General features: G+C 63.4%; 25 protein-coding genes. 21 read left to right on the top strand and 4 right to left on the bottom strand.

The window, feature by feature from the left end:
- Window positions 1–18: 18 nt before the first annotated feature.
- From ACCC94_RS02575 to ACCC94_RS02510, 14 genes are all read left to right on the top strand, one after another.
- Window positions 19–807 carry a ParA family protein gene (locus ACCC94_RS02575; protein WP_413347895.1) on the top strand — a complete coding sequence of 263 codons (789 nt, stop codon included), beginning with the start codon at window positions 19–21 and terminating at the stop codon, window positions 805–807.
- Between the two features lie 17 nt (window positions 808–824).
- On the top strand, window positions 825–1,697 hold the full coding sequence (locus tag ACCC94_RS02570; RefSeq protein ID WP_413347894.1) for a ParB/RepB/Spo0J family partition protein: 873 nt from the start codon (window positions 825–827) through the stop codon (window positions 1,695–1,697).
- A 152-nt stretch (window positions 1,698–1,849) separates the two neighbouring features.
- Window positions 1,850–2,257 carry a F0F1 ATP synthase subunit I gene (locus ACCC94_RS02565; protein ID WP_413347893.1) on the top strand — a complete coding sequence of 136 codons (408 nt, stop codon included), beginning with the start codon at window positions 1,850–1,852 and terminating at the stop codon, window positions 2,255–2,257.
- 16 nt (window positions 2,258–2,273) lie between these two features.
- Window positions 2,274–3,143 (top strand): F0F1 ATP synthase subunit A, encoded by an 870-nt coding sequence (atpB, locus tag ACCC94_RS02560; protein WP_017518843.1) that lies wholly within the window; start codon window positions 2,274–2,276, stop codon window positions 3,141–3,143.
- 108 nt (window positions 3,144–3,251) lie between these two features.
- The gene (gene atpE / locus ACCC94_RS02555) at window positions 3,252–3,509 is read left to right on the top strand and encodes a F0F1 ATP synthase subunit C (protein ID WP_003457994.1); all 258 of its coding nucleotides are present in this window, start codon (window positions 3,252–3,254) and stop codon (window positions 3,507–3,509) included.
- 52 nt (window positions 3,510–3,561) lie between these two features.
- Window positions 3,562–4,032, top strand: coding sequence for a F0F1 ATP synthase subunit B (locus tag ACCC94_RS02550; RefSeq protein WP_017518842.1), 471 nt, complete (start codon window positions 3,562–3,564; stop codon window positions 4,030–4,032).
- 12 nt (window positions 4,033–4,044) lie between these two features.
- Complete coding sequence (locus ACCC94_RS02545) at window positions 4,045–4,581, top strand: F0F1 ATP synthase subunit delta (protein ID WP_017518841.1); 537 nt, start codon at window positions 4,045–4,047, stop codon at window positions 4,579–4,581.
- 18 nt (window positions 4,582–4,599) lie between these two features.
- Entirely contained in the window at window positions 4,600–6,144 is a 1,545-nt protein-coding gene (gene atpA / locus ACCC94_RS02540; RefSeq protein ID WP_017518840.1) for a F0F1 ATP synthase subunit alpha, read from the top strand.
- A gap of 52 nt (window positions 6,145–6,196) precedes the next feature.
- Window positions 6,197–7,057 (top strand): F0F1 ATP synthase subunit gamma, encoded by an 861-nt coding sequence (gene atpG, locus ACCC94_RS02535; protein WP_017518839.1) that lies wholly within the window; start codon window positions 6,197–6,199, stop codon window positions 7,055–7,057.
- 30 nt (window positions 7,058–7,087) lie between these two features.
- Window positions 7,088–8,464, top strand: a complete 1,377-nt coding sequence (gene atpD, locus ACCC94_RS02530) for a F0F1 ATP synthase subunit beta (RefSeq protein ID WP_045213787.1) — start codon at window positions 7,088–7,090, stop codon at window positions 8,462–8,464.
- Between the two features lie 40 nt (window positions 8,465–8,504).
- Window positions 8,505–8,930: a F0F1 ATP synthase subunit epsilon gene (locus tag ACCC94_RS02525; RefSeq protein WP_017518837.1), complete on the top strand. Its 426-nt coding sequence runs from the start codon at window positions 8,505–8,507 to the stop codon at window positions 8,928–8,930.
- Window positions 8,931–9,043: 113 nt separating this feature from the next.
- Window positions 9,044–10,411: a bifunctional UDP-N-acetylglucosamine diphosphorylase/glucosamine-1-phosphate N-acetyltransferase GlmU gene (gene glmU, locus ACCC94_RS02520; protein WP_413347892.1), complete on the top strand. Its 1,368-nt coding sequence runs from the start codon at window positions 9,044–9,046 to the stop codon at window positions 10,409–10,411.
- Window positions 10,412–10,527: 116 nt separating this feature from the next.
- Window positions 10,528–11,115, top strand: a complete 588-nt coding sequence (locus tag ACCC94_RS02515; RefSeq protein ID WP_017518835.1) for a MarC family protein — start codon at window positions 10,528–10,530, stop codon at window positions 11,113–11,115.
- Between the two features lie 12 nt (window positions 11,116–11,127).
- The gene (locus ACCC94_RS02510) at window positions 11,128–11,910 is read left to right on the top strand and encodes an N-acetylmuramoyl-L-alanine amidase (protein WP_413347891.1); all 783 of its coding nucleotides are present in this window, start codon (window positions 11,128–11,130) and stop codon (window positions 11,908–11,910) included.
- Here ACCC94_RS02510 and ACCC94_RS02505 read toward each other — a convergent pair.
- Together ACCC94_RS02505 and algB are read right to left on the bottom strand one after the other, a co-directional pair.
- Complete coding sequence (locus ACCC94_RS02505; RefSeq protein WP_413347890.1) at window positions 11,907–13,700, bottom strand: ATP-binding protein; 1,794 nt, start codon at window positions 13,698–13,700, stop codon at window positions 11,907–11,909. The two genes, ACCC94_RS02510 and ACCC94_RS02505, sit on opposite strands and share 4 nt — an antisense overlap.
- A complete protein-coding gene (gene algB / locus ACCC94_RS02500) occupies window positions 13,697–15,043 on the bottom strand; it encodes a sigma-54-dependent response regulator transcription factor AlgB (RefSeq protein WP_413347889.1) in 1,347 nt (448 codons plus the stop codon). Before algB ends, ACCC94_RS02505 begins: the two co-directional genes overlap by 4 nt.
- A gap of 229 nt (window positions 15,044–15,272) precedes the next feature.
- On the opposite strand from algB, the gene ACCC94_RS02495 reads away from it, so the two are divergent.
- The 5 genes from ACCC94_RS02495 (at window position 15,273) to ACCC94_RS02475 (ending at window position 18,025) form a co-directional block, all read left to right on the top strand.
- Window positions 15,273–16,136 carry a BON domain-containing protein gene (locus ACCC94_RS02495; protein ID WP_413347888.1) on the top strand — a complete coding sequence of 288 codons (864 nt, stop codon included), beginning with the start codon at window positions 15,273–15,275 and terminating at the stop codon, window positions 16,134–16,136.
- A gap of 29 nt (window positions 16,137–16,165) precedes the next feature.
- Window positions 16,166–16,600, top strand: a complete 435-nt coding sequence (locus tag ACCC94_RS02490; RefSeq protein WP_413347887.1) for a PA2169 family four-helix-bundle protein — start codon at window positions 16,166–16,168, stop codon at window positions 16,598–16,600.
- A gap of 279 nt (window positions 16,601–16,879) precedes the next feature.
- Window positions 16,880–17,197, top strand: a complete 318-nt coding sequence (locus ACCC94_RS02485; protein ID WP_413347886.1) for a hypothetical protein — start codon at window positions 16,880–16,882, stop codon at window positions 17,195–17,197.
- Between the two features lie 153 nt (window positions 17,198–17,350).
- Window positions 17,351–17,512: a DUF1328 domain-containing protein gene (locus ACCC94_RS02480; RefSeq protein ID WP_081519001.1), complete on the top strand. Its 162-nt coding sequence runs from the start codon at window positions 17,351–17,353 to the stop codon at window positions 17,510–17,512.
- A 42-nt stretch (window positions 17,513–17,554) separates the two neighbouring features.
- Window positions 17,555–18,025: an inhibitor of vertebrate lysozyme family protein gene (locus ACCC94_RS02475; RefSeq protein WP_413347885.1), complete on the top strand. Its 471-nt coding sequence runs from the start codon at window positions 17,555–17,557 to the stop codon at window positions 18,023–18,025.
- Window positions 18,026–18,242: 217 nt separating this feature from the next.
- Here ACCC94_RS02475 and ACCC94_RS02470 read toward each other — a convergent pair whose 3' ends face one another.
- Window positions 18,243–18,902 carry a DUF3313 domain-containing protein gene (locus tag ACCC94_RS02470; protein ID WP_413347884.1) on the bottom strand — a complete coding sequence of 220 codons (660 nt, stop codon included), beginning with the start codon at window positions 18,900–18,902 and terminating at the stop codon, window positions 18,243–18,245.
- A 674-nt stretch (window positions 18,903–19,576) separates the two neighbouring features.
- Between ACCC94_RS02470 and gltP the strand changes: the two genes are divergently transcribed.
- Together gltP and ACCC94_RS02460 are read left to right on the top strand one after the other, a co-directional pair.
- Window positions 19,577–20,926, top strand: a complete 1,350-nt coding sequence (gene gltP / locus ACCC94_RS02465) for a glutamate/aspartate:proton symporter GltP (RefSeq protein WP_413347883.1) — start codon at window positions 19,577–19,579, stop codon at window positions 20,924–20,926.
- Between the two features lie 108 nt (window positions 20,927–21,034).
- Window positions 21,035–22,264 carry a nucleoside recognition domain-containing protein gene (locus tag ACCC94_RS02460; RefSeq protein ID WP_413347882.1) on the top strand — a complete coding sequence of 410 codons (1,230 nt, stop codon included), beginning with the start codon at window positions 21,035–21,037 and terminating at the stop codon, window positions 22,262–22,264.
- Here ACCC94_RS02460 and ACCC94_RS02455 read toward each other — a convergent pair.
- Entirely contained in the window at window positions 22,246–22,902 is a 657-nt protein-coding gene (locus tag ACCC94_RS02455; RefSeq protein WP_413347881.1) for a serine protease, read from the bottom strand. The two genes, ACCC94_RS02460 and ACCC94_RS02455, sit on opposite strands and share 19 nt — an antisense overlap.
- Window positions 22,903–23,047: the final 145 nt, after the last annotated feature.

Genomic DNA, 23,047 nt, shown 5'->3' with positions numbered 1-23,047 from the left:
CGGGGAGTGGGGAAAACCATGGCTAAGGTATTCGCGATCGCCAACCAGAAGGGCGGCGTCGGCAAGACCACGACCTGTATCAACCTCGCGGCATCGCTGGTCGCCACCAAGCGCCGCGTGCTGCTGATCGATCTCGATCCACAGGGCAACGCCACCACCGGCAGCGGTGTGGATAAGTTGTCCCTGGATCATTCCGTCTACGACGTGCTCACCGGCGAATGCGACCTGGCCCAGGCCATGCAGTTCTCCGAGCACGGCGGCTACCAGCTGCTGCCCGCCAACCGCGATCTCACCGCGGCGGAAGTGGTACTGCTGGAGATGGACATGAAGGAACACCGCCTGCGCCACGCGCTGGCGCCGATCCGCGAGAACTACGACTTCATCCTCATTGACTGCCCGCCGTCGCTGTCGATGCTGACGGTCAACGCCTTGTCCGCCTCGGACGGCGTGATCATCCCGATGCAGTGCGAGTACTACGCACTCGAAGGCCTGACCGACCTGATGAACAGCATCCAGCGCATCGCCGAGCGGCTCAATCCGGCGCTGAAGATCGAGGGCCTGCTGCGTACCATGTACGACCCGCGCATCAGCCTGACCAACGACGTCAGTGCGCAGCTGCAGGAACACTTCGGCGACAAGCTCTACACCACCGTGATCCCGCGCAACGTGCGATTGGCCGAGGCACCCAGCTTCGGCATGCCGGCGCTGGTCTACGACAAGCAATCGCGCGGTGCCCTCGCCTACCTGGCGCTGGCCGGCGAGCTGGTGCGCCGTCAGCGCGCCGCCCGCACCACCGCCCCCGCCTAAGAGATTAAGGAACCCGCATGGCCGCCAAGAAACGAGGTCTCGGACGCGGGCTGGACGCCCTGCTCAGTGGCTCCAGCGCCGCTACGCTGCAGGAAGAAGCCGTTCAGGTGGACAGCAAGGAGCTGCAACACCTGCCGCTGGACCTGATCCAGCGCGGCAAGTACCAGCCCCGTCGCGACATGGACCCGCAGGCCCTGGAAGAACTCGCCCAGTCGATCAAGGCCCAGGGTGTGATGCAGCCGATCGTGGTGCGCCCGATCGACAAGGGCCGCTACGAGATCATCGCCGGCGAGCGTCGCTGGCGCGCCAGTCAGCAGGCCGGCCTGGAAAAGATCCCGGCCATGGTCCGCGAAGTACCGGACGAAGCCGCCATCGCCATGGCGCTGATCGAGAACATCCAGCGCGAGGACCTCAACCCCATCGAAGAAGCCGCCGCCCTGCAGCGCCTGCAGCAGGAATTCCAGCTGACCCAGCAGCAGGTCGCCGACGCCGTGGGCAAATCCCGGGTGACCGTGGCCAACCTGCTGCGCCTGATCGCCCTGCCCGAAGAGATCAAGACCCTGCTCTCGCATGGCGACCTGGAAATGGGCCATGCCCGCGCCCTGCTCGGATTGCCCGAGAATCGGCAGGTTGAAGGTGCGCGACATGTTGTCGCACGCGGCTTCACGGTGCGTCAGACCGAAGCACTGGTACGCCAGTGGCTCAATGCTCCCGAGGAAACTGTCAAAGCGGTCAGGACCGACCCCGACATCAGCCGCCTCGAACAGCGCCTGGCCGAGCGCCTGGGCGCTCCCGTGCAGATTCGGCATGGCCAGAAGGGCAAGGGCCAGTTGGTGATCCGCTACAACTCCCTGGATGAACTGCAGGGCGTCCTGGCCCACATACGCTGATACGAAAGGCTATGTAGGGGGTCGTCGGAAATCACTACCTGACGGTTGAACGGGTATGCGGCGCCCCCTATACTCTGCGCGCAATTTTGTCGGCACAAAGTATGCCAAGTTATTGATTTGTGAAGCCGACACCAGAGGACTTTGAGCCAGAGATGGAACCCCGCAAGCCCCATCGTTTGCCCTTCCATCGCCAACCGGCATTTCGCCTGTTGCTCGTCCAACTGGTGGTGCTGCTTATCGGTGCAGCAGCCCTGTGGTTTGCACGGGGATCGGTCGCAGGCTATTCCGGATTGCTCGGGGGCCTGATTGCGTGGTTGCCGAATCTGTACTTTGCTCGCAAGGCGTTCCGCTACAGCGGCGCGCGTTCTGCCCAGCTGATAGTCCGGTCCTTTTATGCCGGTGAGGCGGGAAAACTGATACTGACGGCAGTGCTCTTCGCACTGGCGTTCGCAGGTGTGAAGCCCCTGGCGCCCCTGGCGCTGTTCGGCCTCTACCTGCTGACCCTCGCGGTCAGCTGGTTTGCACCCCTGCTGATGCGAAACACATTTACAAGACCTTAGAGCGATTGAGGCAAACATGGCAGCAGAAAGCGCTTCGGGTTACATCCAGCACCACTTGCAGAACCTGACTCTGGGTCGTCTGCCGGATGGTTCCTGGGGGTTCGCCCACACCGCCGAACAAGCCAAGGAAATGGGCTTCTGGGCATTCCACGTTGATACCCTGGGCTGGTCCGTATTCCTCGGCCTGGTGTTCATCCTGATCTTCCGCATGGCAGCCAAGAAGGCCACCAGCGGTCAACCCGGCGGCCTGCAGAACTTCGTCGAAGTTCTCGTGGAGTTCGTCGACGGCAGCGTGAAGGACACCTTCCACGGCCGTAACCCGCTCATCGCACCGCTGGCGCTGACCGTGTTCGTCTGGATCTTCCTGATGAACCTGATCGACCTGGTGCCCGTGGACTTCCTGCCGCTCGCGGCGCAGGCGGTCACCGGCAACGAGCACCTGTTCTTCCGCGCCGTGGCCACCACCGACCCGAATGCCACCTTCGGCATGTCGATCGCGGTGTTCGCGCTGATCATCTTCTACAGCATCAAGGTCAAGGGCATCGGCGGCTTCCTCGGCGAACTGACCCTGCACCCGTTCCACAGCAGCAACATGGTGGTTCAGATCATCCTGATCCCTGTGAACTTCCTGCTGGAGTTCGTGACCCTGATCGCCAAGCCGGTATCCCTGGCACTGCGTCTGTTCGGCAACATGTACGCCGGCGAGCTGATCTTCATCCTGATCGCCGTGATGTTCGGTTCCGGCATCCTCTGGCTGGGCGGCATGGGCGTCGTGCTGAACTGGGCGTGGGCCGTGTTCCACATCCTGATCATCACCCTGCAGGCCTTCATCTTCATGATGCTGACCATCGTCTACCTGTCGATGGCCCACGAAGACAGCCACTGATCCAAAGATTCTGTACGCCCCTTCCCTTGCGGAAGGGGTGAAAGAAGAGCTTCACCACCTTAACTTGCTTCACCTTTAACCAACACGACAAAAAAGTCGGGAGGAAAAATGGAAACTGTAGTTGGACTCACTGCTATCGCCGTTGCTCTGCTGATCGGTCTGGGCGCTCTGGGTACCGCCATCGGCTTCGGCCTGCTGGGCGGCAAGTTCCTGGAAGGCGCTGCTCGCCAGCCGGAAATGGTTCCGATGCTGCAGGTCAAAATGTTCATCGTCGCCGGCCTGCTCGACGCCGTGACCATGATCGGCGTTGGTATCGCTCTGTTCTTCACCTTCGCTAACCCGTTCATTGCTCAGGTTGCCCAGTAATTTCCGCAGCGCGGAAATCTGTGACTGAACAACGAACGAGCGAGGTATTGGCGTGAACATTAATGCAACTCTGATCGGCCAGGCCATCGCGTTCGCCATCTTCGTCCTGTTCTGCATGAAGTTCGTATGGCCTCCGGTCATCGCGGCTCTGCACGAGCGTCAGAAGAAGATCGCCGACGGCCTGGACGCTGCCAACCGCGCGGCTCGTGACCTGGAACTGGCCCACGAGAAAGCGGGTCAGCAACTGCGCGAAGCCAAGGCTCAGGCAGCCGAAATCATCGAGCAGGCGAAGAAGAGCGCTAACCAGATCGTTGACGAAGCCCGTGATCAGGCCCGTGCCGAAGGTGATCGCATGATCGCCCAGGCCAAGGCCCAGATCGAACAGGAACTCAACAGCGTCAAGGACGCCCTGCGTGCCCAAGTGGGTGCCCTGGCCGTCTCCGGCGCCGAGAAGATCCTGGGTGCTTCGATCGATGCCAACGCGCAAAAGCAGCTGGTTGATCAACTGGCCGCCGAGATCTAAGCAGAGGGCGATATGGCAGAACTGACCACATTGGCTCGTCCATACGCGAAGGCGGCTTTCGAGTACGCCCAGGCTCATCAGCAACTGGCCGACTGGTCCGCTGCTCTGGGTGTGCTGGCTGCAGTGTCGCGGGACGACACCGTGCGCCAGCTGCTCAAGGAGCCCCAGCTGACCGCGGCAGCCAAGGCTGACGCGCTGATCGACGTGTGTGGCGACAAGCTCAATGCTCCGGCCCAGAACTTCGTCCGGACTGTGGCTGAAAACAAGCGGCTCGACCTGCTGCCGACCATCTTCGTGATGTTCGAGCAACTCAAGGCCGAGCAGGAAAAGCTGGTCGAGGTCGAGGTCACCAGTGCCTTCGCCCTGGACCAAGAACAGCAGGACAAACTCGCCAAGGCTCTCAGCGCCCGGCTCAGTCGCGAAGTGCGACTACATGCGTCGGAAGACGCGAGCCTGATCGGCGGCGTGGTAATTCGCGCCGGTGACTTGGTAATCGATGGCTCGGTGCGCGGCAAAATCGCGAAACTGGCCGAAGCGTTGAAATCTTGAGTTTGAAGGGGCAGCGGCATGCAGCAACTCAATCCTTCCGAAATTAGTGAAATCATCAAGGGGCGCATCGAGAAACTCGACGTCGCCTCGCAAGCGCGCAACGAAGGCACCATCGTCAGTGTTTCCGATGGCATCGTGCGCATCTTCGGTCTGGCCGACGTCATGTACGGCGAGATGATCGAATTCCCGGGCGGCGTCTACGGTATGGCGCTGAACCTGGAGCAAGACTCCGTCGGTGCTGTGGTACTGGGTGAATACCAGGACCTCAAAGAAGGCATGAACGCCAAGTGCACCGGCCGCATCCTGGAAGTACCGGTTGGTCCGGAACTGCTGGGTCGCGTCGTCGACGCCCTGGGTAACCCGATCGATGGCAAAGGCCCGATCGATGCCAAGCTGACCGACGCAGTCGAGAAAGTGGCACCGGGCGTGATCTGGCGTAAGTCGGTAGACCAGCCGGTTCAGACCGGTTACAAGTCGGTCGACGCCATGATCCCGGTTGGCCGTGGCCAGCGCGAGCTGATCATCGGTGACCGTCAGATCGGTAAAACCGCTCTGGCCATCGACGCCATCATCAACCAGAAGAACAGCGGCATCCGCTGCGTCTACGTTGCCATCGGTCAGAAGCAGTCGACCATCGCCAACGTCGTTCGCAAGCTGGAAGAAAACGGCGCCCTGGCCAACACCATCGTGGTGGTTGCCAGCGCTTCGGAATCCGCCGCTCTGCAATACCTGGCTCCGTACTCCGGCTGCACCATGGGCGAATACTTCCGCGACCGCGGTGAAGACGCCCTGATCGTGTACGACGACCTGTCCAAGCAGGCCGTGGCCTACCGCCAGATCTCCCTGCTGCTGCGCCGTCCGCCGGGCCGCGAAGCTTATCCGGGCGACGTGTTCTATCTCCACAGCCGTCTGCTGGAGCGCGCTTCCCGCGTTTCCGAAGAGTATGTAGAGAAGTTCACCAACGGCGAAGTGAAAGGCAAGACCGGTTCCCTGACCGCCCTGCCGATCATCGAAACCCAGGCTGGCGACGTTTCTGCGTTCGTTCCGACCAACGTGATCTCCATCACCGACGGTCAGATCTTCCTCGAATCCGCAATGTTCAACTCGGGTATCCGTCCGGCCGTCAACGCCGGTATCTCGGTATCCCGTGTCGGTGGCGCGGCCCAGACCAAGATCATCAAGAAGCTGTCCGGCGGTATCCGTACCGCGCTGGCCCAGTACCGTGAACTGGCGGCCTTCGCCCAGTTCGCTTCGGACCTGGACGACGCGACCCGCAAGCAGCTGGAACATGGTCAGCGCGTTACCGAGCTGATGAAGCAGAAGCAATACGCGCCGATGTCCATCGCCGAGATGTCGCTGTCCCTGTATGCCGCCGAGCGTGGCTTCCTGCAGGACGTCGAGATCGCCAAGGTGGGCGCCTTCGAACAAGCGCTGATCGCCTACTTCCAACGTGAGAACGCCGCTCTGCTGGCGAAGATCAACGAGAAGGGTGACTTCAACGACGAAATCGACGCAGGCATCAAGGCCGGCATCGAGAAGTTCAAGGCCACCCAAACCTGGTAAGCCGCAGCGGGGGTCGCTAGCGGCCCCCGCCTGCTAAACCGATAGGTGTGAAATGGCAGGCGCAAAAGAGATTCGCAGCAAGATTGCGAGCATCAAAAGCACGCAAAAAATCACCAATGCCATGGAAAAGGTGGCGGTGAGCAAGATGCGCAAGGCACAAATGCGCATGGCGGCCGGCCGTCCCTACGCGGAGCGCATTCGCCAGGTGATCGGCCATCTGGCCAACGCCAACCCGGAATACCGTCACCCGTTCATGGTCGAGCGTGAAGTAAAACGCGTCGGCTACATCGTGGTGAGCTCCGACCGTGGCCTGGCTGGCGGCCTGAACATCAACCTGTTCAAGGCTCTGGTCAAGGACATGAGCGGGCAGCGCGATCGTGGCGCGGAGATCGACCTCTGCGTGATCGGCTCCAAGGGTGCATCCTTCTTCAAGAGCTATGGCGGCAACGTGGTTGCAGCTATCAGCCACCTGGGCGAAGAGCCGTCGATCAATGATCTGATCGGCAGCGTCAAGGTCATGCTGGATGCCTACCTGGAAGGTCGTATCGATCGCCTGTACGTGGTTTCCAACAAGTTCGTCAACACCATGACCCAGAAGCCGACCGTGGAACAGCTGATTCCCCTGGTGGCCGAGGACAATGCCGAGCTGAAGCACCACTGGGACTACCTCTACGAACCCGACGCCAAGGCCCTCCTCGACGGCCTGCTGGTGCGCTACGTGGAATCCCAGGTGTACCAGGCCGTGGTTGAGAACAACGCCTGTGAACAGGCGGCCCGGATGATTGCAATGAAGAACGCTACCGACAACGCCGGTGATCTGATCAGTGGTCTGCAACTGATCTACAACAAGGCACGTCAGGCGGCGATCACCCAGGAAATCTCGGAAATCGTCGGCGGCGCTGCCGCGGTGTAAGAACAGGTTCAAAATTCAGAGGAACCAGACATGAGTAGCGGACGTATCGTTCAAATCATCGGCGCCGTGATCGACGTGGAATTCCCGCGCGATGCCGTGCCGAGCATCTACGAGGCCCTGAAAGTTCAGGGCGTCGAAACCACCCTGGAAGTCCAGCAGCAGCTGGGCGACGGCGTGGTTCGTTCCATTGCGATGGGTTCCACCGAAGGCCTCAAGCGTGGCCTGAACGTGGAAAGCACCGGCGCAGCCATCTCCGTCCCGGTCGGCACCAAGACCCTGGGCCGTATCATGGACGTGCTGGGCAACCCGATCGACGAAGCCGGTCCCATCGGCGAGGAAGAGCGCTGGGGTATTCACCGCGACGCTCCGTCCTACGCTGACCAGGCTGGCGGCAACGACCTGCTCGAAACCGGCATCAAGGTTATCGACCTGGTCTGCCCGTTCGCCAAGGGCGGTAAAGTCGGTCTGTTCGGTGGCGCCGGTGTCGGCAAGACCGTGAACATGATGGAACTGATCCGTAACATCGCCATGGAGCACAGCGGTTACTCTGTGTTCGCGGGTGTGGGTGAGCGTACCCGTGAGGGTAACGACTTCTACCACGAGATGAAGGATTCCGGCGTACTGGACAAGGTAGCCCTGGTTTACGGCCAGATGAACGAGCCGCCGGGCAACCGTCTGCGCGTTGCACTGACCGGCCTGACCATGGCCGAGAAGTTCCGTGACGAAGGCCGTGACGTACTGCTGTTCATCGACAACATCTACCGTTACACCCTCGCCGGTACCGAAGTATCCGCACTGCTGGGCCGTATGCCTTCCGCAGTAGGTTACCAGCCGACCCTGGCCGAAGAGATGGGCGTTCTGCAGGAACGCATCACCTCCACCAAGAAAGGCTCGATCACCTCGATCCAGGCCGTCTACGTACCCGCGGACGACCTGACCGACCCGAGCCCGGCGACCACCTTCGCCCACCTGGACGCCACCGTCGTACTGTCCCGTGACATCGCCTCGCTGGGTATCTACCCGGCCGTCGATCCGCTGGACTCGACTTCCCGTCAGCTGGACCCGCTGGTCATCGGCCAGGATCACTACGACACCGCTCGTGGCGTGCAGTACGTTCTGCAGCGCTACAAGGAGCTGAAGGACATCATCGCGATCCTCGGCATGGACGAACTGTCCGAGTCCGACAAGCTGCTGGTGGCCCGTGCTCGTAAGATCCAGCGCTTCCTGTCCCAGCCGTTCTTCGTGGCTGAAGTATTCACCGGCTCGCCGGGCAAATACGTCTCCCTGAAGGACACCATCGCTGGCTTCAAAGGCATCCTCAACGGCGACTACGATCACCTGCCCGAGCAGGCGTTCTACATGGTCGGCGGCATCGAAGAAGCCATCGAGAAAGCGAAGAAGCTGTAATCCGTGCGCCCGGCAACGGGCGCTTACGTGAGGCAAGGGTATGGCTATTACTGTCCACTGCGACATCGTCAGCGCCGAAGCGGAGATCTTCTCCGGTCTGGTCGAGCTGGTCGTAGCGCACGGCTCCCTGGGCGATCTGGGTATCGCTCCGGGCCACGCGCCGCTGATCACCGAGCTCAAGCCGGGTCCGATCCGCCTGGTGAAGCAGGGTGGCGAGCAGGAGGTGTATTACATCTCCGGTGGCTTCCTCGAAGTACAGCCGAACATGGTCAAGGTTCTCGCCGACACCGTGATTCGTGCAGGTGACCTCGACGAAGCGGCTGCCCAGACCGCACTGAAGGAAGCTGAGAAGGCTCTGCAAGGCAAAGGTGCAGAGTTCGACTACAGCTCCGCCGCAGCCCGCCTGGCCGAAGCCGCAGCGCAACTGCGCACGGTCCAGCAGGTTCGCAAGAAGTACGGCGGCTAAGCCGGCGCGAAGCCCTCGGGCTTTAGCGACAAATGGGAAAAGGGTAGCCTTGGCTACCCTTTTTCTTTTTATACACTTGGTCTTTTCCCGCTCACCAGGACGGTCCCTCACTCATGTCCCTCGAAATCGTCATCCTCGCCGCAGGCCAGGGCACCCGCATGCGCTCGGCCCTGCCGAAAGTCCTGCATCCGGTCGCTGGCAAACCGATGCTCGCCCATGTGATCGATACCGCTCGTGGCCTCGGCCCGTCGCGCATCCATGTGGTGATCGGCCACGGAGCCGACCTCGTACGTGAGCGCCTGCAGGCGGATGACCTGAATTTCGTGATCCAGGAAGAGCAACTGGGCACCGGCCACGCCGTGGCGCAGGCCGCTCCCTTCCTGAGCGCTGAGAATGTGCTGATCCTCTACGGCGATGTGCCGCTGATCGAGCAGCCGACCCTCGAGCGCCTGATGGCGCAGGCCACGCCGCAGCAACTGGCGCTGCTGACCGTCGAGCTGGAAGACCCCACCGGCTACGGCCGCATCATCCGCGACGGAGCCGGCGAGGTTCAGGCCATCGTCGAGCAGAAGGACGCCACCGCCGAGCAGCGCGCCATCCGCGAAGGCAACACCGGCATTCTTGCCGCGCCGCGCGAACGCCTGCTGGGCTGGCTGTCGCGCCTGTCCAACGCCAACGCCCAGGGCGAGTACTACCTCACCGACGTTATCGCCATGGCGGTGTCCGACGGCCTGCGCGTGGCCACCGCCCAACCCCTGGTGGCGATGGAAACCCAGGGTGCCAACGATCGCCTGCAGCTCTCCGAGCTGGAGCGCTTCTTCCAGCAGCGTGTGGCGCGTCGACTGATGGCCCAGGGCGTCACCCTGATCGATCCGGTGCGCTTCGACGTGCGTGGCGAAGTGAGCGTCGGCCGCGACGTGACCATCGACGTCAACGTGATCCTCGAAGGCCAGGTGGAGATCGAGGACGATGTACAGATCGGCCCGAACTGCTACATCAAGGACAGCACCCTGCGTCGCGGCGCCATCATCAAGGCCAACTCGCATCTCGAAGGTGCCCACGTCGGCCCCGACAGCGATGTCGGCCCGTTCGCCCGCCTGCGTCCGGGCAGCGTGCTGGAGCGCAAGGTGCATGTGGGTAACTTCGTCGAGCTGAAGAACGCCCACCTGCAGGATGGCGTGAAGGTCGGCCACCTGACCTACCTGGGCGACAGCGAAGTCGGCGCCCGCACCAACATTGGCGCCGGCACCATCACCTGCAATTACGATGGCGCGAACAAGTGGCGCACCACCATTGGGGAGGATGTCTTCATCGGTTCTAACAACTCGCTGGTGGCGCCTGTGGATATCGGCGCCGGTGCCACGACTGGCGCGGGCTCCACTATCACCGCCGAGGTTCCGGCCGGCACGCTGGGCGTCGGGCGTGCCAAGCAGCGGGTGATCGAAGGGTGGAAGCGCCCGGAAAAGATCAGGAAGTCCTGACGCACCCGTCATCGCCCTGTGGGTAACTTCTTATCCACAGGGTGTTGGTTCCTTCTGTTATACACAGGCCATCGCAAACCGCGGAATGGCTCGTTCTCGCTGGAGTCTTCCCGGTCATGCTTGGCGTCGCCATCCTGATCTTTCTGATCACCGACCCGTTCGGCAACATCGCTGTGTTCCTCGCCGCCCTCAAGTCGGTTCCTGCCGAACGCCGTCTAAAAGTGGCGTTGCGCGAGCTGCTGTTCGCCCTCGGCCTGCTGCTGCTGTTCCTTACCCTGGGCGAGCACATCCTCACCGGGCTGGGCTTATCCAAGGAAGCCACGGGCATCGCCGGCGGCATCATCCTGTTCGTGGTCGCCATGCGGCTGATCTTCCCCACCCCCCAGGGCGTGCTGGGCGACATGCCGGACAACGAGCCGCTGTTCGTGCCGCTGGCCACTCCGGCGGTGGCCGGGCCGTCCGCGCTGGCGATGCTGATTACCCTGCGCAGCACCTACACTGGTCCCTTGTGGGAGCTGTACCTGGCGGTGATCCTGGCCTGGGCGGCGACCGCCTTCATCCTGATGCAGGCGGCCTTCCTCCAGCGCTTCCTCGGGCCGCGCGGGCTGATGGCGGTGGAACGTCTGGCCGGCATGCTGCTGATCATGCTCAGCGTGAACATGCTCCTGCAGAACGTGCGCAGCTTCCTGCACATCGCCGCCTGATTCGAGACCACCATGATGTCGCGTGCCCTGACCTTCGCATTCCTCGCCACCCTGCTCGCCGGCTGCGCTGACAAGGGCCTGCAGATCGATCGCGAGCACGTGTCGAAGAACCAGGACAGCCGCATCCAGTACGTCATCGTCCACTACACCTCGGCCAACCTGCCGCGCTCGCTGGCGTTGCTTACCCATGGCGAGGTGAGCGCGCACTACCTGATCGGCGACAACCCGCCGACCATCTACCAGCTGGTGGACGAGAACCGCCGCGCCTGGCACGCCGGCGCCAGCGAATGGCAGGGGCGGACCTGGCTCAATTCCACCTCCATCGGCATCGAGCTGGTGAACCCCGGCTACCGCGACACCCCGAGCGGGAAGATCTGGTACCCCTACCCGGATGCGCAGATCGAGGCACTGATCGCGTTGCTGAAGGACATCACCCGGCGCCAGGGCATAACCCCCGAGCACATCCTCGGCCACAGCGATATCGCCCCACAGCGCAAGGTCGACCCGGGTCCGCTGTTCCCCTGGAAGAGGCTTGCCGAAGCCGGCCTGATCCCCTGGCCGAAACCGGGCGAACTGGCGCGTCGCCTGGCCGAACTGAATGGCCAGCTGCCAGCGCCGGGCTGGTTCCAGCAGCAGCTGGCGCGCCACGGTTACGCAGTGCCGCTCAATGGAGTGATGGACGAGGAAACCCGCAACGTGATCGCGGCGTTCCAGATGCGCTTCCGCCCGGAGCGCTTCGACGGCGAGCCGGACCTGGAAACCGCCGCACTGCTGCTGGCGGTACCGACTTCCTAGACCGGCAGCAGCAGGTAGAAGCGCGAGCCCTTGCCCTGTTGCGAACGCAGGGCGATGCGCCCGCCATGCAGTTGCACGATTTCCCGACAAAGTGCCAGGCCGAGCCCGACACCGCCCTTCTTGCGGCCGACCTGCACGAAAGGTTCGAAGATCCGTCCCTGCTGGCTCAGCGGGATGCCGTCGCCGCTGTCCTCCACGGCAATAGCCACGCGATCCTCCTGGCAGCGTGCCTGGAGGCGGATGGTGCCGCCCTCGGGCGTATGGCGCAGCGCGTTGCCGATCAGGTTGTCCAGCACCCGTTCGATCTGCGTGCGGTCGATGTTGATCGGCGGCAGGCCCTCGGCGATCTCCAGGACCAGTTCGATGTGTTTCTCCGCGGCAAGACCGGCGAAGCGATGGTGTGCCTGGCTCAGCAGATCGCCGATGTCGCACAGCTGCAATTCCAGCTTCTGGGTGCCGCTCTGGTAGCGCGAGAAGTTCAGCAGGTCATTGATCAGCCGCACCAGGCGGTGCATCTCCTCGTCCACGGTGCGCACCAGGTCGCGCTCGCGTGACTCTTCGGGAAACCTCAGGCGTTCGGCGAGCAACCCGAAGGCCATGTGCATGCCGGTCATGGGCGTGCGCAGTTCATGGGAGGCGCGCAGCACGAAGTCGTTGCGCACGCGTTCGAAGGCGCGCTGTTCGGTGACGTCGCGCACCACCATCACCGCACCGATATTGCGCCCGTCGTCATGGCTGACCGGCGACATGCCCCAGGTCAGCAGGCGGCTTTCGCCGCTGACCTCGACGACCAGGTCCTGGGGCGTTTCTTCCAGCAGGTTGCCGCTCAGGACGCGCTGGACGGCCTGGGTCAGTGCCGGATTGTTCAGCAGCGCACCCAGCTCCTGGCCCTGGGGGTCGCTCTGGGAGAACAGCTGGCGGGTGGCGACCGGATTGGCGTGCTCGATGCGGCCGTGGCGATCGAGGATCACCAGGCCATCGTCGATGCTGTCGAGCACCGCCAGCAGGCGTTTGCGACCCGACCCCAGCGCCTCGGTATTGCTGGCGCGGTAAAGGCGCAACGCTTCCGCCATCAGGCCGAAGCGGCGGCTCAGGGAAGACATCTCGGCGACACCGGAAACCGGCAGGGTGACGTCGAAGTCGCCCTGGCCGATCTTGTCGGCGGCCTTGGCCAGGGTCTCGATGGGTGCGCCGAAGCGGCGGGCGATGCTGTGGGCGGTGATGAAGCCGACCACCAGGATGGCGATGCCGATCAGGCTGAGCAGGCCGGTGACCAGCAGCACCCGGTCACGGGAAGAGCGCTCGTCCTCGCTGATCCGCTGGATGGCGTCCTGATGCAGGGTCTGCAGGCGGCTGCGCAGGCCGTCCAGAGAGCGGCTCAGGTCGCTGTCCGCCAGCAACTCCGGCCGGCCGGGGCCGGGGGTTTCGGTGGCCTCGACGAACAGCCGATGGGCGTCGGCGATCTCGCTCATCGCCAGCCTTTCGCTGCCGTTGCGCGCCAGCAGGCGGCCCCGCTCCAGAGCCTGGGCGAAGTGAAGACGTGCCGCTTCCAGGTGTTCCGCGCTCGGACGCGCACTGAGCACCTGCACCAGTTCGTCGCCCAGCGCCTGGCGCAGGCGCTGGCTGACCTCGATGACCGCGAAGTTGCGCTGGATCAGCTGCGCCTGCTCGCGGCCGGTGAGCATCACGCTGAACAGTCCGAGCAGCAGTCCCAGCAGCGCGACCGTGATGAGCGCCGAGATGCTCACGAAGAGCCGGGTGCGCAGCGTCATCGGGATCGGCAGTTTCACAGGCTGTACTGCTTGCGCTTGCGATACAGGGTTGAGGCGTCGATTCCCAGGGTCTTGGCCGCCTGGTCCAGGGTGGCGCTGGAGGCCATGACGGCAGCGATGTGGGCTTTCTCCAGTTCCTCCAGGCTCATGGCCTCGCCAATGCGCGGAGCGGAGCTGGTAGTCTGCTCGCCGATTGCCAGCTGTTCCACCCCGATCAGCTCGTTATTGCAGATGATACTTGCACGTTCGATTACGTTGCGTAGCTCGCGCACATTGCCCGGCCAGTTGTAGCGACGCAGCAGGGCACGCGCCTCGTCGGTGAAGCCCCGGGCCGGACGGCCATAGTCCTTCACGAAGCGGGCCAGGAAGCGTTCCGCCAGGCCGATGATGTCCTCCGCGCGTTCGCGCAGCGGGGGCAGGTTGAGCACGATCACGTTCAGGCGGTAGAGCAGGTCTTCGCGGAACGTGCCTTGGGCGACCATGCCGGCCAGGTCGCGGTTGGTGGCCGCGAGGATCCGCACATCGGCGTTGCGGGTGACCGGATCGCCGATACGCTCGTATTCCTTGTCCTGGATGAAGCGCAGCAGTTTTGGCTGCAGCGTGATGGGAAAATCGCCGATCTCGTCGAGGAAAAGCGTCCCGCCGTCGGCCTGGCTGATTCGCCCCAGGGTATTTTCCGTCGCCCCGGTGAAGGCGCCGCGGCTGTGGCCGAACAGCTCGCTTTCCATCAGTTCGGCGGACAGCGAAGGGCAGTTGATGGTGACGCAGGATTTCTTCGCGCGTTTGCTCCAGCCGTGGATGGCCCGCGCCAGCTCGCCCTTGCCCGAGCCGGATTCCCCGAGGATGAGGATGTTGGCGTCGGTGGCGGCTACCTGGCGAGCGGTTTCCAGCACGGCAGCCATCGCCGGGCTGTGGGACTCCAGCACATCGCCCTGCTTGCGCATCTCTCCTTCGAGCGCCTCGATGCGCGCGGTGAGCTGGCGTACTTCCAGCTGCTTGGCGGCGGCCAGGCGCAGCTGATCGGGGCTGCAGGGTTTCACCAGGTAGTCGGCGGCGCCGGCCTGCATGGCGTCGACGGCGGTGTCCACGGCGGAGTGGGCGGTGACTATCACCACGCGCATCCAGGGTGCCTGCACGCGCATTTGCGCCAGTACGTCCAGGCCGTTGTCGTCGCCCAGGCGCAGGTCCAGGAAACACAGATCGAATACCTGGCGCTGCAGCAGGTTCTCCGCCTGCTGCGCGCTACTGGCGGTGGCGACGCTGTAGCCCTCGTCCTCCAGGCAGTAGCGGAACGAGCGCAGGATGGCGGACTCGTCATCGACCAGCAGGATCCGGCCTTGCTGTTCAGGCGTTGCGTCCATTCAGCGATTTCCTCGTTGTGTGATTCGTAGTTGTAAGGGGTGCGATTTTTCTTAGTCCAGGGTTTTTCGTGCAAGTTGCAAGAATCTTTCTGTCCCCTCGGGCAGGGTGCACAGGAGCAGGCTGTGCATGGACCGCCCAACACATTGAATTACAGGAATTTTATCCACAAAAGGCACTGGCACGGCGCTTGCGGATCCAATGCTGCACCATCGTTTGCCGGAGACCGTCATGTCCAAGTCGCCCAATCCCAGGATCCTTGCCCTTGCCCTGAGCTCCGCGTTGCTCGCCCTGCAGCCATCCGCCGGCCATGCCGCCGAAGCCGGGCTATCCGCTCAATTGGTCGAAGCGCGCCAGGAAGGTTCCATCTGGACGGCCATCAACCTCAACCGCGAGCTCAAGCCTTTCACCATCAAGGTGGATGTCGAGGGCGGACGGGCCCAGCTCACCGGCGCGGTGGCCAGCGATGAACAGAAGGCGCTGGCCGGGCAGATCGCCGGCAGCATCGAAGGCATCACGGCTGTGGATAACCAGCTGGGCGTCGACCCCTCGCTGGCCACTGCGCAGAAGGCCGAGCCCGCCACCGAGCCAGGTGCGGTCCAGCGTTGGGACGACGCTACGTTGGCCGCCCGGGTGAAATCCCGGCTGCTGCTGGAGAAGCACGGTGAAGGCCTGGATATCAAGGTCGGCAGCCGGGCGGGCGCCATCACCCTGGAGGGCACCGTGGTCAGTGAGGCGGCCAGCCAGGAAGCCGCGCACCTTGCGGCGCAGACCGAGGGTGTCAGCTCGGTGGATAACCGGCTGAAGGTCGACCCGGACGCCGCCTCGACCCAGCGCTTCGAAAAATCCGTCGGCGACGCCCAGGCCGCGGTCAGCGATGCCTGGATCACCAGCCAGATCAAGGCCGGCATCCTCTCCGCCCGTGCGCTGGGCGGGCTTTCCATTGGCGTCTCGACCCGCGACGGCGTGGTCACGCTGAGCGGCGAGGTGCCCAGCGCCGCGGAGCGCCAGCAATTGATCGACTCGGCTCGCAAGACCCGCGGTGTGCGTGATGTGGACGCCACCGCCTTGAAGGTGGCCGGCCAGGCCGCCTGATTCCACCCCACTACGCAGGAGAACCTGTCATGACCCGCACGACCAGTCAGCTCAATGAGCTCATCGAGATCACCCGCGACGGCCAGCGCTTCTACCAGCATGCGATCCAGGAAGTGAAGGACGCTCGCCTGCAGCGCCTGTTCCAATCGATGGCGCAGGCCAAGACCGACGTCATCAACGCCCTGGCGGGAGCCGTGGCGGCAAACCACGAGGACCCGGCTGGCGGCGGCACCCTGCTGGGCCGGCTGCGCCAGGTCTATGCCGACACGCGCGCGACCCTGGCCAGCGACGAGGCCGCCAGTTACGTCGCGCAGCTGGAGGAAACCGAAGACCGCATCCTTCACGCATTCGAGGATGCCCTGCACAACGGGACGCCGGAGACCCAGGCGCTGCTGCGCGCCGAGCTGCCCAAGGTGCGTGCGTGCCACGACGAGATGAGCCAGCTCAAGCATTCGCTGGAGTGACGCGCTTCACAAAGGCACAGGGAGGTGCCCGGAGGTGGAATTGCAAAACGCACGACCCTGGCAAAGCCATCGTGCAGGATGCGGTACAAAGGGACTTGAGTACCATATTTAACTAATTGATTTATAAGGAAAAATGTTGATTTCACAGACTGGCATGCGCCGTGCAATTCCTAGTGCAAGACAGTCAACGAACCACCCGCGGTGGCGAAGGACCTGAAAGACCGGAGGAGCCGGTTCAAGGGTTCGCCAAACAGGCCGGCGACGGGCAGGAGAAACGGGATGAACAGCGGAACCAACAGCCAAGTGCCAGTCGCGCGTATCGATGTATGGAGCCGGATTTTCTTTGCCGGTGCCCTGCTGCTGCTGCTCATCAACCAGGTGCAGCTGCAGATGCAGGTGTCCCAGGCCCAGGCTTCCAGCGCGCCGGTCGCTTATGTCCCGACCGCCTCCAGCGCCCCCGGCCTGTACCGCGAAGCGTCGCGTTATCCACAGGCCGCGCCCGCTCACAACCAGGCCCCAGTACTGCAGGCCCCGCAGGCGCAGACCCAGGCGCAGGTTCAGCCCATGGGGCGGACCCAGAGTGGCTGGGTGTTCTGAACCCTATCGCTGGTCCGCCGCTGGCGTACCCGATAAGTCCGCAGTGCCCGGCAGCGCCCGGGCGGACACTTCCTCCGGAGACTGCCCTGCAAGCGCTCCGGACCAGGTACCCGAAAGCGGTGCCACACCGACAACGAGAAGAGGAGAGACCCCATGCTTAGCTGGGCACTGACATTCCTGATCATCGCCATCATTGCCGCCGTCCTGGGCTTCGGCGGTATCGCCGGCGCCGCCACCAGTATCGCCAAGATCCTGTTCGTGATCTTCCTGGTGCTGTTCATCGTGTCGTTCGTCATGGGCCGGCGTCGAGGTTGATGCCCTGGAAACCGGCTGAATAGTGGAACAAGGAGCGTAGCGATGAGCTTTACCCGCAATCTGCTGCTGTCGGCTCTGCTGCTCGGCGCCGGGGCCCAGGCCCTGGCGGCCGCGGCGGACAAGGATGCGCAGTACCGCCTCAACGAGCTGATTGCCAGCGACGAGCAGTACCGCGACACCTGGCAATCGGTGATCAAGGACGAGAGTCGCCTGCCCGACTGGGTCATGAACCTCAGCGGCACCGCGACGCCGATGCAGGCGGTGGACGAGCAGGGCGACAAATACCTGGTCGGTCAGCTGTGCGAGCAGCACAACTGCGCCGCGCAGAGGCTGTACGTGGCCTTCACCTGGGACAAGGACAAGGCCTACGCGCTGTATGTGAAGGTTCCTGAGAACCTTCCGGCGGACAAATCGCCGAGCAAGCACGCCAGCTTCCGTTGGCTGGGCGAGCCGGACGATTCCGTGAAAAGGATCCTCGACGACCAGCTCAAGAGCGATCCGAACTGGTACTGAGCGTTTTCAACGCGGCAGGCAGGTTCAGAGATTCGCGTATCCAGAAGGCGTACGCACGGCCAGGGGGCCGGGATGTTCGGGATGCGTCAGGTCCTGAATGACCCAGGGGTACAGGGGGTACCTCCGCAATAGCGGGCCGGGCCAGGCAAAGCCTCCGGAACCGGCGCGGGATTCTCGCGCCGGTTCCGGAGCGCTTCATTTCATGTCTTGCAGTGCCTTACGGCTTGAAGTTCGCGGCATCGCGCGCCCAGCCGTCGAGCACCGGTTTCAGATCGGTGAGATTCAGGTGAGTGCTGGTGTTCTCCAGCGTCTTGCCAGCGCCCTTGCGCACCACCTTGGCGACCGGTTTGCTGGTCGCGCCATCCAGCGCCTCGAATTCCACGTAGACCTCGGTGTCCTGGTCACGGGTGCCCATGGCCGTGGTCGTGGCTGCCACCACCAGCGCGATCGGGATCACTTCGTAGGCCTTGAGGCCCTCGGTGGAAATGTTCACGCCGGTGATGGCGGTGCGCAGCACCAGGGTGTCACGATCAGCCTGCTGGACGATGCGATAGCGGCTGCCCAGCTGCAGCTCCACCTGCTTCTTCAGGTAGTCGGGGATCTCGTTGAGTGTTTTTTGATCGATGTTCTCGTTCGGCTTGGGCGGCGGGTAATAGACCGGCCGCTCGACCAGTACCGAGCTGTAGTTCTGCAGCTTCAGGTTCGGGTCGACCCAGCGCAGCACCGGCTGGCCGCTGGGGGAGGTGGCGGGCTTGAGTTGCGAGTAGTCGCCGAGGAAGCCCGAGTACTGCGAGGCGTCCGGTTTCTGGCTGGAGCAGCCGGCCAGCGCCAGGGCGCCGGCGAAGAGCAGGGTGGGTACTACGTAGCGTCGCGTCATGGAGCATCCTTATTCAGAGTTTCACCGCGTTGTGCTTTCACCACATTGAACAACCCATTGCTTACCCGGCTGTCGCGGCGGCGGCAGGGTAGCCGCACGCTCGCTCGAAGCCGGTCGAACTTCACTGATGTCAGTCAATTCGGAGCGTTGTGGAAACGTCTTACAATCACCCGCCGATCCTCGTCGGGCGTTTTGCCCGATCGACGTTCAGCCACCGCTGCCACAATGAAGAGCGGAGTCGAGCGACTTATCCACAGCGCCCGCGCTCCCGCCAGCCTTGCCGCCGATGGGCTATTTGCTCGCCCACGGCCATCCCCGACGGTCCCATGGCGCGACCGTACATCCGGAAACAGATAGCCGTCGTCCTCGCGCCCCGGCTTCTTCTCCGACCGATACATGCCATTGATGGCCAATTTGCACCAAGCCTAGACGGCTTTGAAGAGCGCTGCGTGACAGGCGTTGAGGAACCTGTGTCATGCAGAAAATCAAGGGTCTGACGACCTGGAACCAAGGTTTCAGATGCCTTTTCCCATGCCGATTGTGCATGGGGTAGGCGTTTCCGGCATTAGACGGGACAAGGGTGGGTCGGAATCATGCGCCCCTTTTTTCGCTGGCCGTCGGCATCCCGATGGTTCGGCGACCCCGACTTCCACAAGAATCAAGGGTGACTCACTATGGGCAAAGCCAAGCTCAGCCTCGCCTGGCAGATCCTCATCGGCCTGGTACTCGGAATCGCACTGGGCGCCGCGCTCAATCATTTCAGCGCGGAAAAGGCCTGGTGGATCAGCAATATCCTCCAGCCGGCGGGCGACATCTTCATCCGCCTCATCAAGATGATCGTCGTACCGATCGTGATTTCCTCGCTCATCGTCGGCATCGCCGGCATGGGAGACGCGAAGAAGCTCGGCCGCATCGGCCTGAAGACCATCGTCTATTTCGAGATCATCACCACCGTCGCCATCGTGGTCGGCCTGCTGCTGGCGAACCTCTTCCAGCCCGGCGCCGGTATCGACATGAGCACCCTGGGCACTGTGGATATCTCCCAGTACGCGCAGACCGCCAAGGAAGTCGAGCATCACCACGCGTTCGTCGAGACCATCCTCAACCTGATCCCGTCGAACATCTTCGCGGCCATGGCCCGTGGCGAGATGCTGCCGATCATCTTCTTCTCGGTGATGTTCGGCCTGGGCCTGTCCTCGCTGCCGGCGCCGACCCGCGAGCCGCTGGTGAAGATGTTCCAGGGCGTGGCCGAGGCCATGTTCCGCGTCACCCACATGATCATGCGCTACGCCCCCATCGGCGTGTTCGCGCTGATCGCCGTGACGGTCGCCAACTTCGGCTTCGCCTCGTTGCTGCCGCTGGCCAAGCTGGTGGTGCTGGTGTACTTCGCCATCGCCTTCTTCGCCTTCATGGTGCTGGGCCTGGCTGCAAGGCTGTTCGGCTTCTCCATCATCAAGCTGATGCGCATCTTCAAGGACGAGCTGGTCCTGGCCTATTCCACCGCCAGCTCCGAGACCGTGCTGCCGCGCATCATCGAGAAGATGGAAGCCTACGGCGCACCCAAGGCGGTAAGCAGCTTCGTGGTGCCCACCGGCTATTCGTTCAACCTCGATGGCTCGACCCTGTACCAGAGCATCGCGGCGATCTTCATCGCCCAGCTCTACGGCATCGACCTGTCCATCGGCCAGCAACTGATGCTGGTGCTGACCCTGATGGTCACCTCCAAGGGCATCGCCGGCGTGCCGGGCGTTTCCTTCGTGGTGCTGCTGGCGACCCTGGGCAGCGTGGGCATCCCGCTGGAAGGCCTGGCCTTCATCGCCGGCGTCGACCGCATCATGGACATGGCGCGCACCGCGCTGAACGTGATCGGCAACGCCCTGGCAGTGCTGGTGATCTCCAAGTGGGAAGGCGTCTACGACGCGCAGAAGGGCGCGCGCTACTGGGAAGCCATGCGCAACGGGCGCGTCGAGGAATTCCTCGAAGGTGAGAGCCCGGAGGGCCAGCAGAGCCCTGTCCCGCACTGACCCGCAAGGGTTATCCACAAGGCCCCGGCAGCGTCCGGGGCCTTGTCGTTTCTGGCGCCCAAGGTGCCCGTGCCGCTATCATCGCGCCCATTCCAAGGGGGACATCGCATGCTCAACGGCCTGTGGCTGGGCTTTTTCATCGTCGCGGCGGTCACCGCGCTTTCCCGCTGGCTGCTGGGTGGCGAGGCCACTGTATTCGCCGCCATGGTGGAGAGCCTGTTCGCCATGGCCAAGCTGTCGGTGGAAGTCATGGTGCTGCTGTTCGGCACCCTGACCCTGTGGCTGGGCTTCCTGCGCATCGCCGAGAAGGCCGGCCTGGTGGAGAAGCTCGCGGTGCTGCTCGGCCCGCTGTTCCGCCGCCTGATGCCGGAAGTGCCTGCCGGCCATCCGGCCATCGGCCTGATCACCCTGAACTTCGCCGCCAACGGCCTGGGCCTGGACAACGCTGCCACGCCCATTGGCCTGAAAGCCATGAAGGCGCTGCAGGAGCTCAACCCCAGCAGCACCACCGCGAGCAACGCGCAGATTCTCTTCCTGGTGCTCAACGCCTCGTCGCTGACCCTGCTGCCGGTGACCATCTTCATGTACCGCGCCCAGCAGGGTGCGGTGGATCCGACCCTGGTGTTCCTGCCGATCCTGCTGGCTACCAGCGCCTCCACCCTGGTGGGCCTGCTCAGCGTGGCGGTGATGCAGCGCCTGCGCCTGTGGGACCCGGTAGTGCTGGCCTACCTGATTCCCGGCGCGCTGGCGCTCGGCGCCTTCATGGCGCTGCTGGCGGGGCTCTCCGCCACCGCGCTGGCGCAGCTGTCCTCATTGCTGGGCAACCTGACGCTGTTCGGCATCATCATGCTGTTCCTGATCGTCGGCTGGCTGAAGAAGGTGCCGGTCTACGAAACCTTCGTCGAAGGTGCGAAGGAAGGCTTCGACGTCGCCAAGAACCTGCTGCCTTACCTGGTGGCGATGCTCTGCGCCGTCGGCGTGTTGCGTGCCTCCGGTGCACTGGAAATGGCGCTGGACGGCATTCGCTGGGTGGTTGACGGCGTGGGCTGGGATACCCGCTTCGTCGACGCATTGCCTACCGCGCTGGTCAAGCCGTTCTCCGGCAGCGCCGCGCGGGCGATGCTGCTGGAAACCATGCAATCCCATGGCGTGGACAGCTTCCCGGCACTGGTGGCGGCTACGGTCCAGGGCAGCACCGAGACCACCTTCTATGTACTCGCCGTGTACTTCGGCGCCGTCGGCATCCAGCGTGCCCGCCACGCCGTTGGCTGCGCTTTGCTGGCGGACCTGGCCGGCGTGCTGGCCTCCATCGGCGTGTGCTACTGGTTCTTCGCCTGAAGGGCGTGAGGAGTCCGGCGCGCCGCCTGTGCCTGGAACAGCAGCCACTCGCGCTGGATGACGCTGTAGGGCACGAACACGCTCAGGCGTGACATGCCGGCCAGCTCCGGGCGGCTCGCCGGCGGCCGGAACCCTGCCTGGAAGCCGATATTGATCCCCAGCACGCTGCCGTCGTTGGCGATCAGCGGCCCGCCGGACATCCCCTTGGCGATGGCCGCGTCATGCACGCCGTAGCGTTCGCCGCTGGCCGAACCGCCGTCGACGAAGGGCACCGGCCAGACCTTGCCCATGCTGCTCATGGGGATCAGCAATGAACTGCTGCCCAGCGCCGTGACCGCTTCGCCCGGGCGGAACTGGCGCCATTGCGGCAGGGCGCCGTCGGCCTTGTGGGCGATGAACAGCAGGTCGCAGCCGGTGCTGCAGCGATAGGCCTGGTTGCGCAGGAAAGGCGTATGGGCGGCGGTCACGGCGTAATCGGCGTTCCATTGCACCGCGGAGGCGACGATCAACCCCGGGATTGGCGGCCCGGATAGCACCGTGAAGTAGCGGTCGGTCAGGTGGCCATCGGTTTCCGGCGAGACCCAGCCGTTGCAGCCGGCGAGGAAAAGCAGCAACCCCATTCCCCACAATTTGTTCATATGAAAGCTCTCCCTTTTTGTGGGAAAGCTAACTTCTAATTGAGGAAATTTCTTATATAAAAATAGGATTGTTACTTGCGATATTTCTTTAAGACTTATCTTAAATAATGACAGTTTCCTACAGTATGTTCTGTGGGAAGTTAAG

It is taken from the genome of Pseudomonas sp. Pseusp97, assembly GCF_047304025.1.
Classification (GTDB): domain Bacteria; phylum Pseudomonadota; class Gammaproteobacteria; order Pseudomonadales; family Pseudomonadaceae; genus Pseudomonas.
Note: the sequence above shows the minus strand (reverse complement) of the source record. Positions and strands in the feature narration are given on the sequence as shown.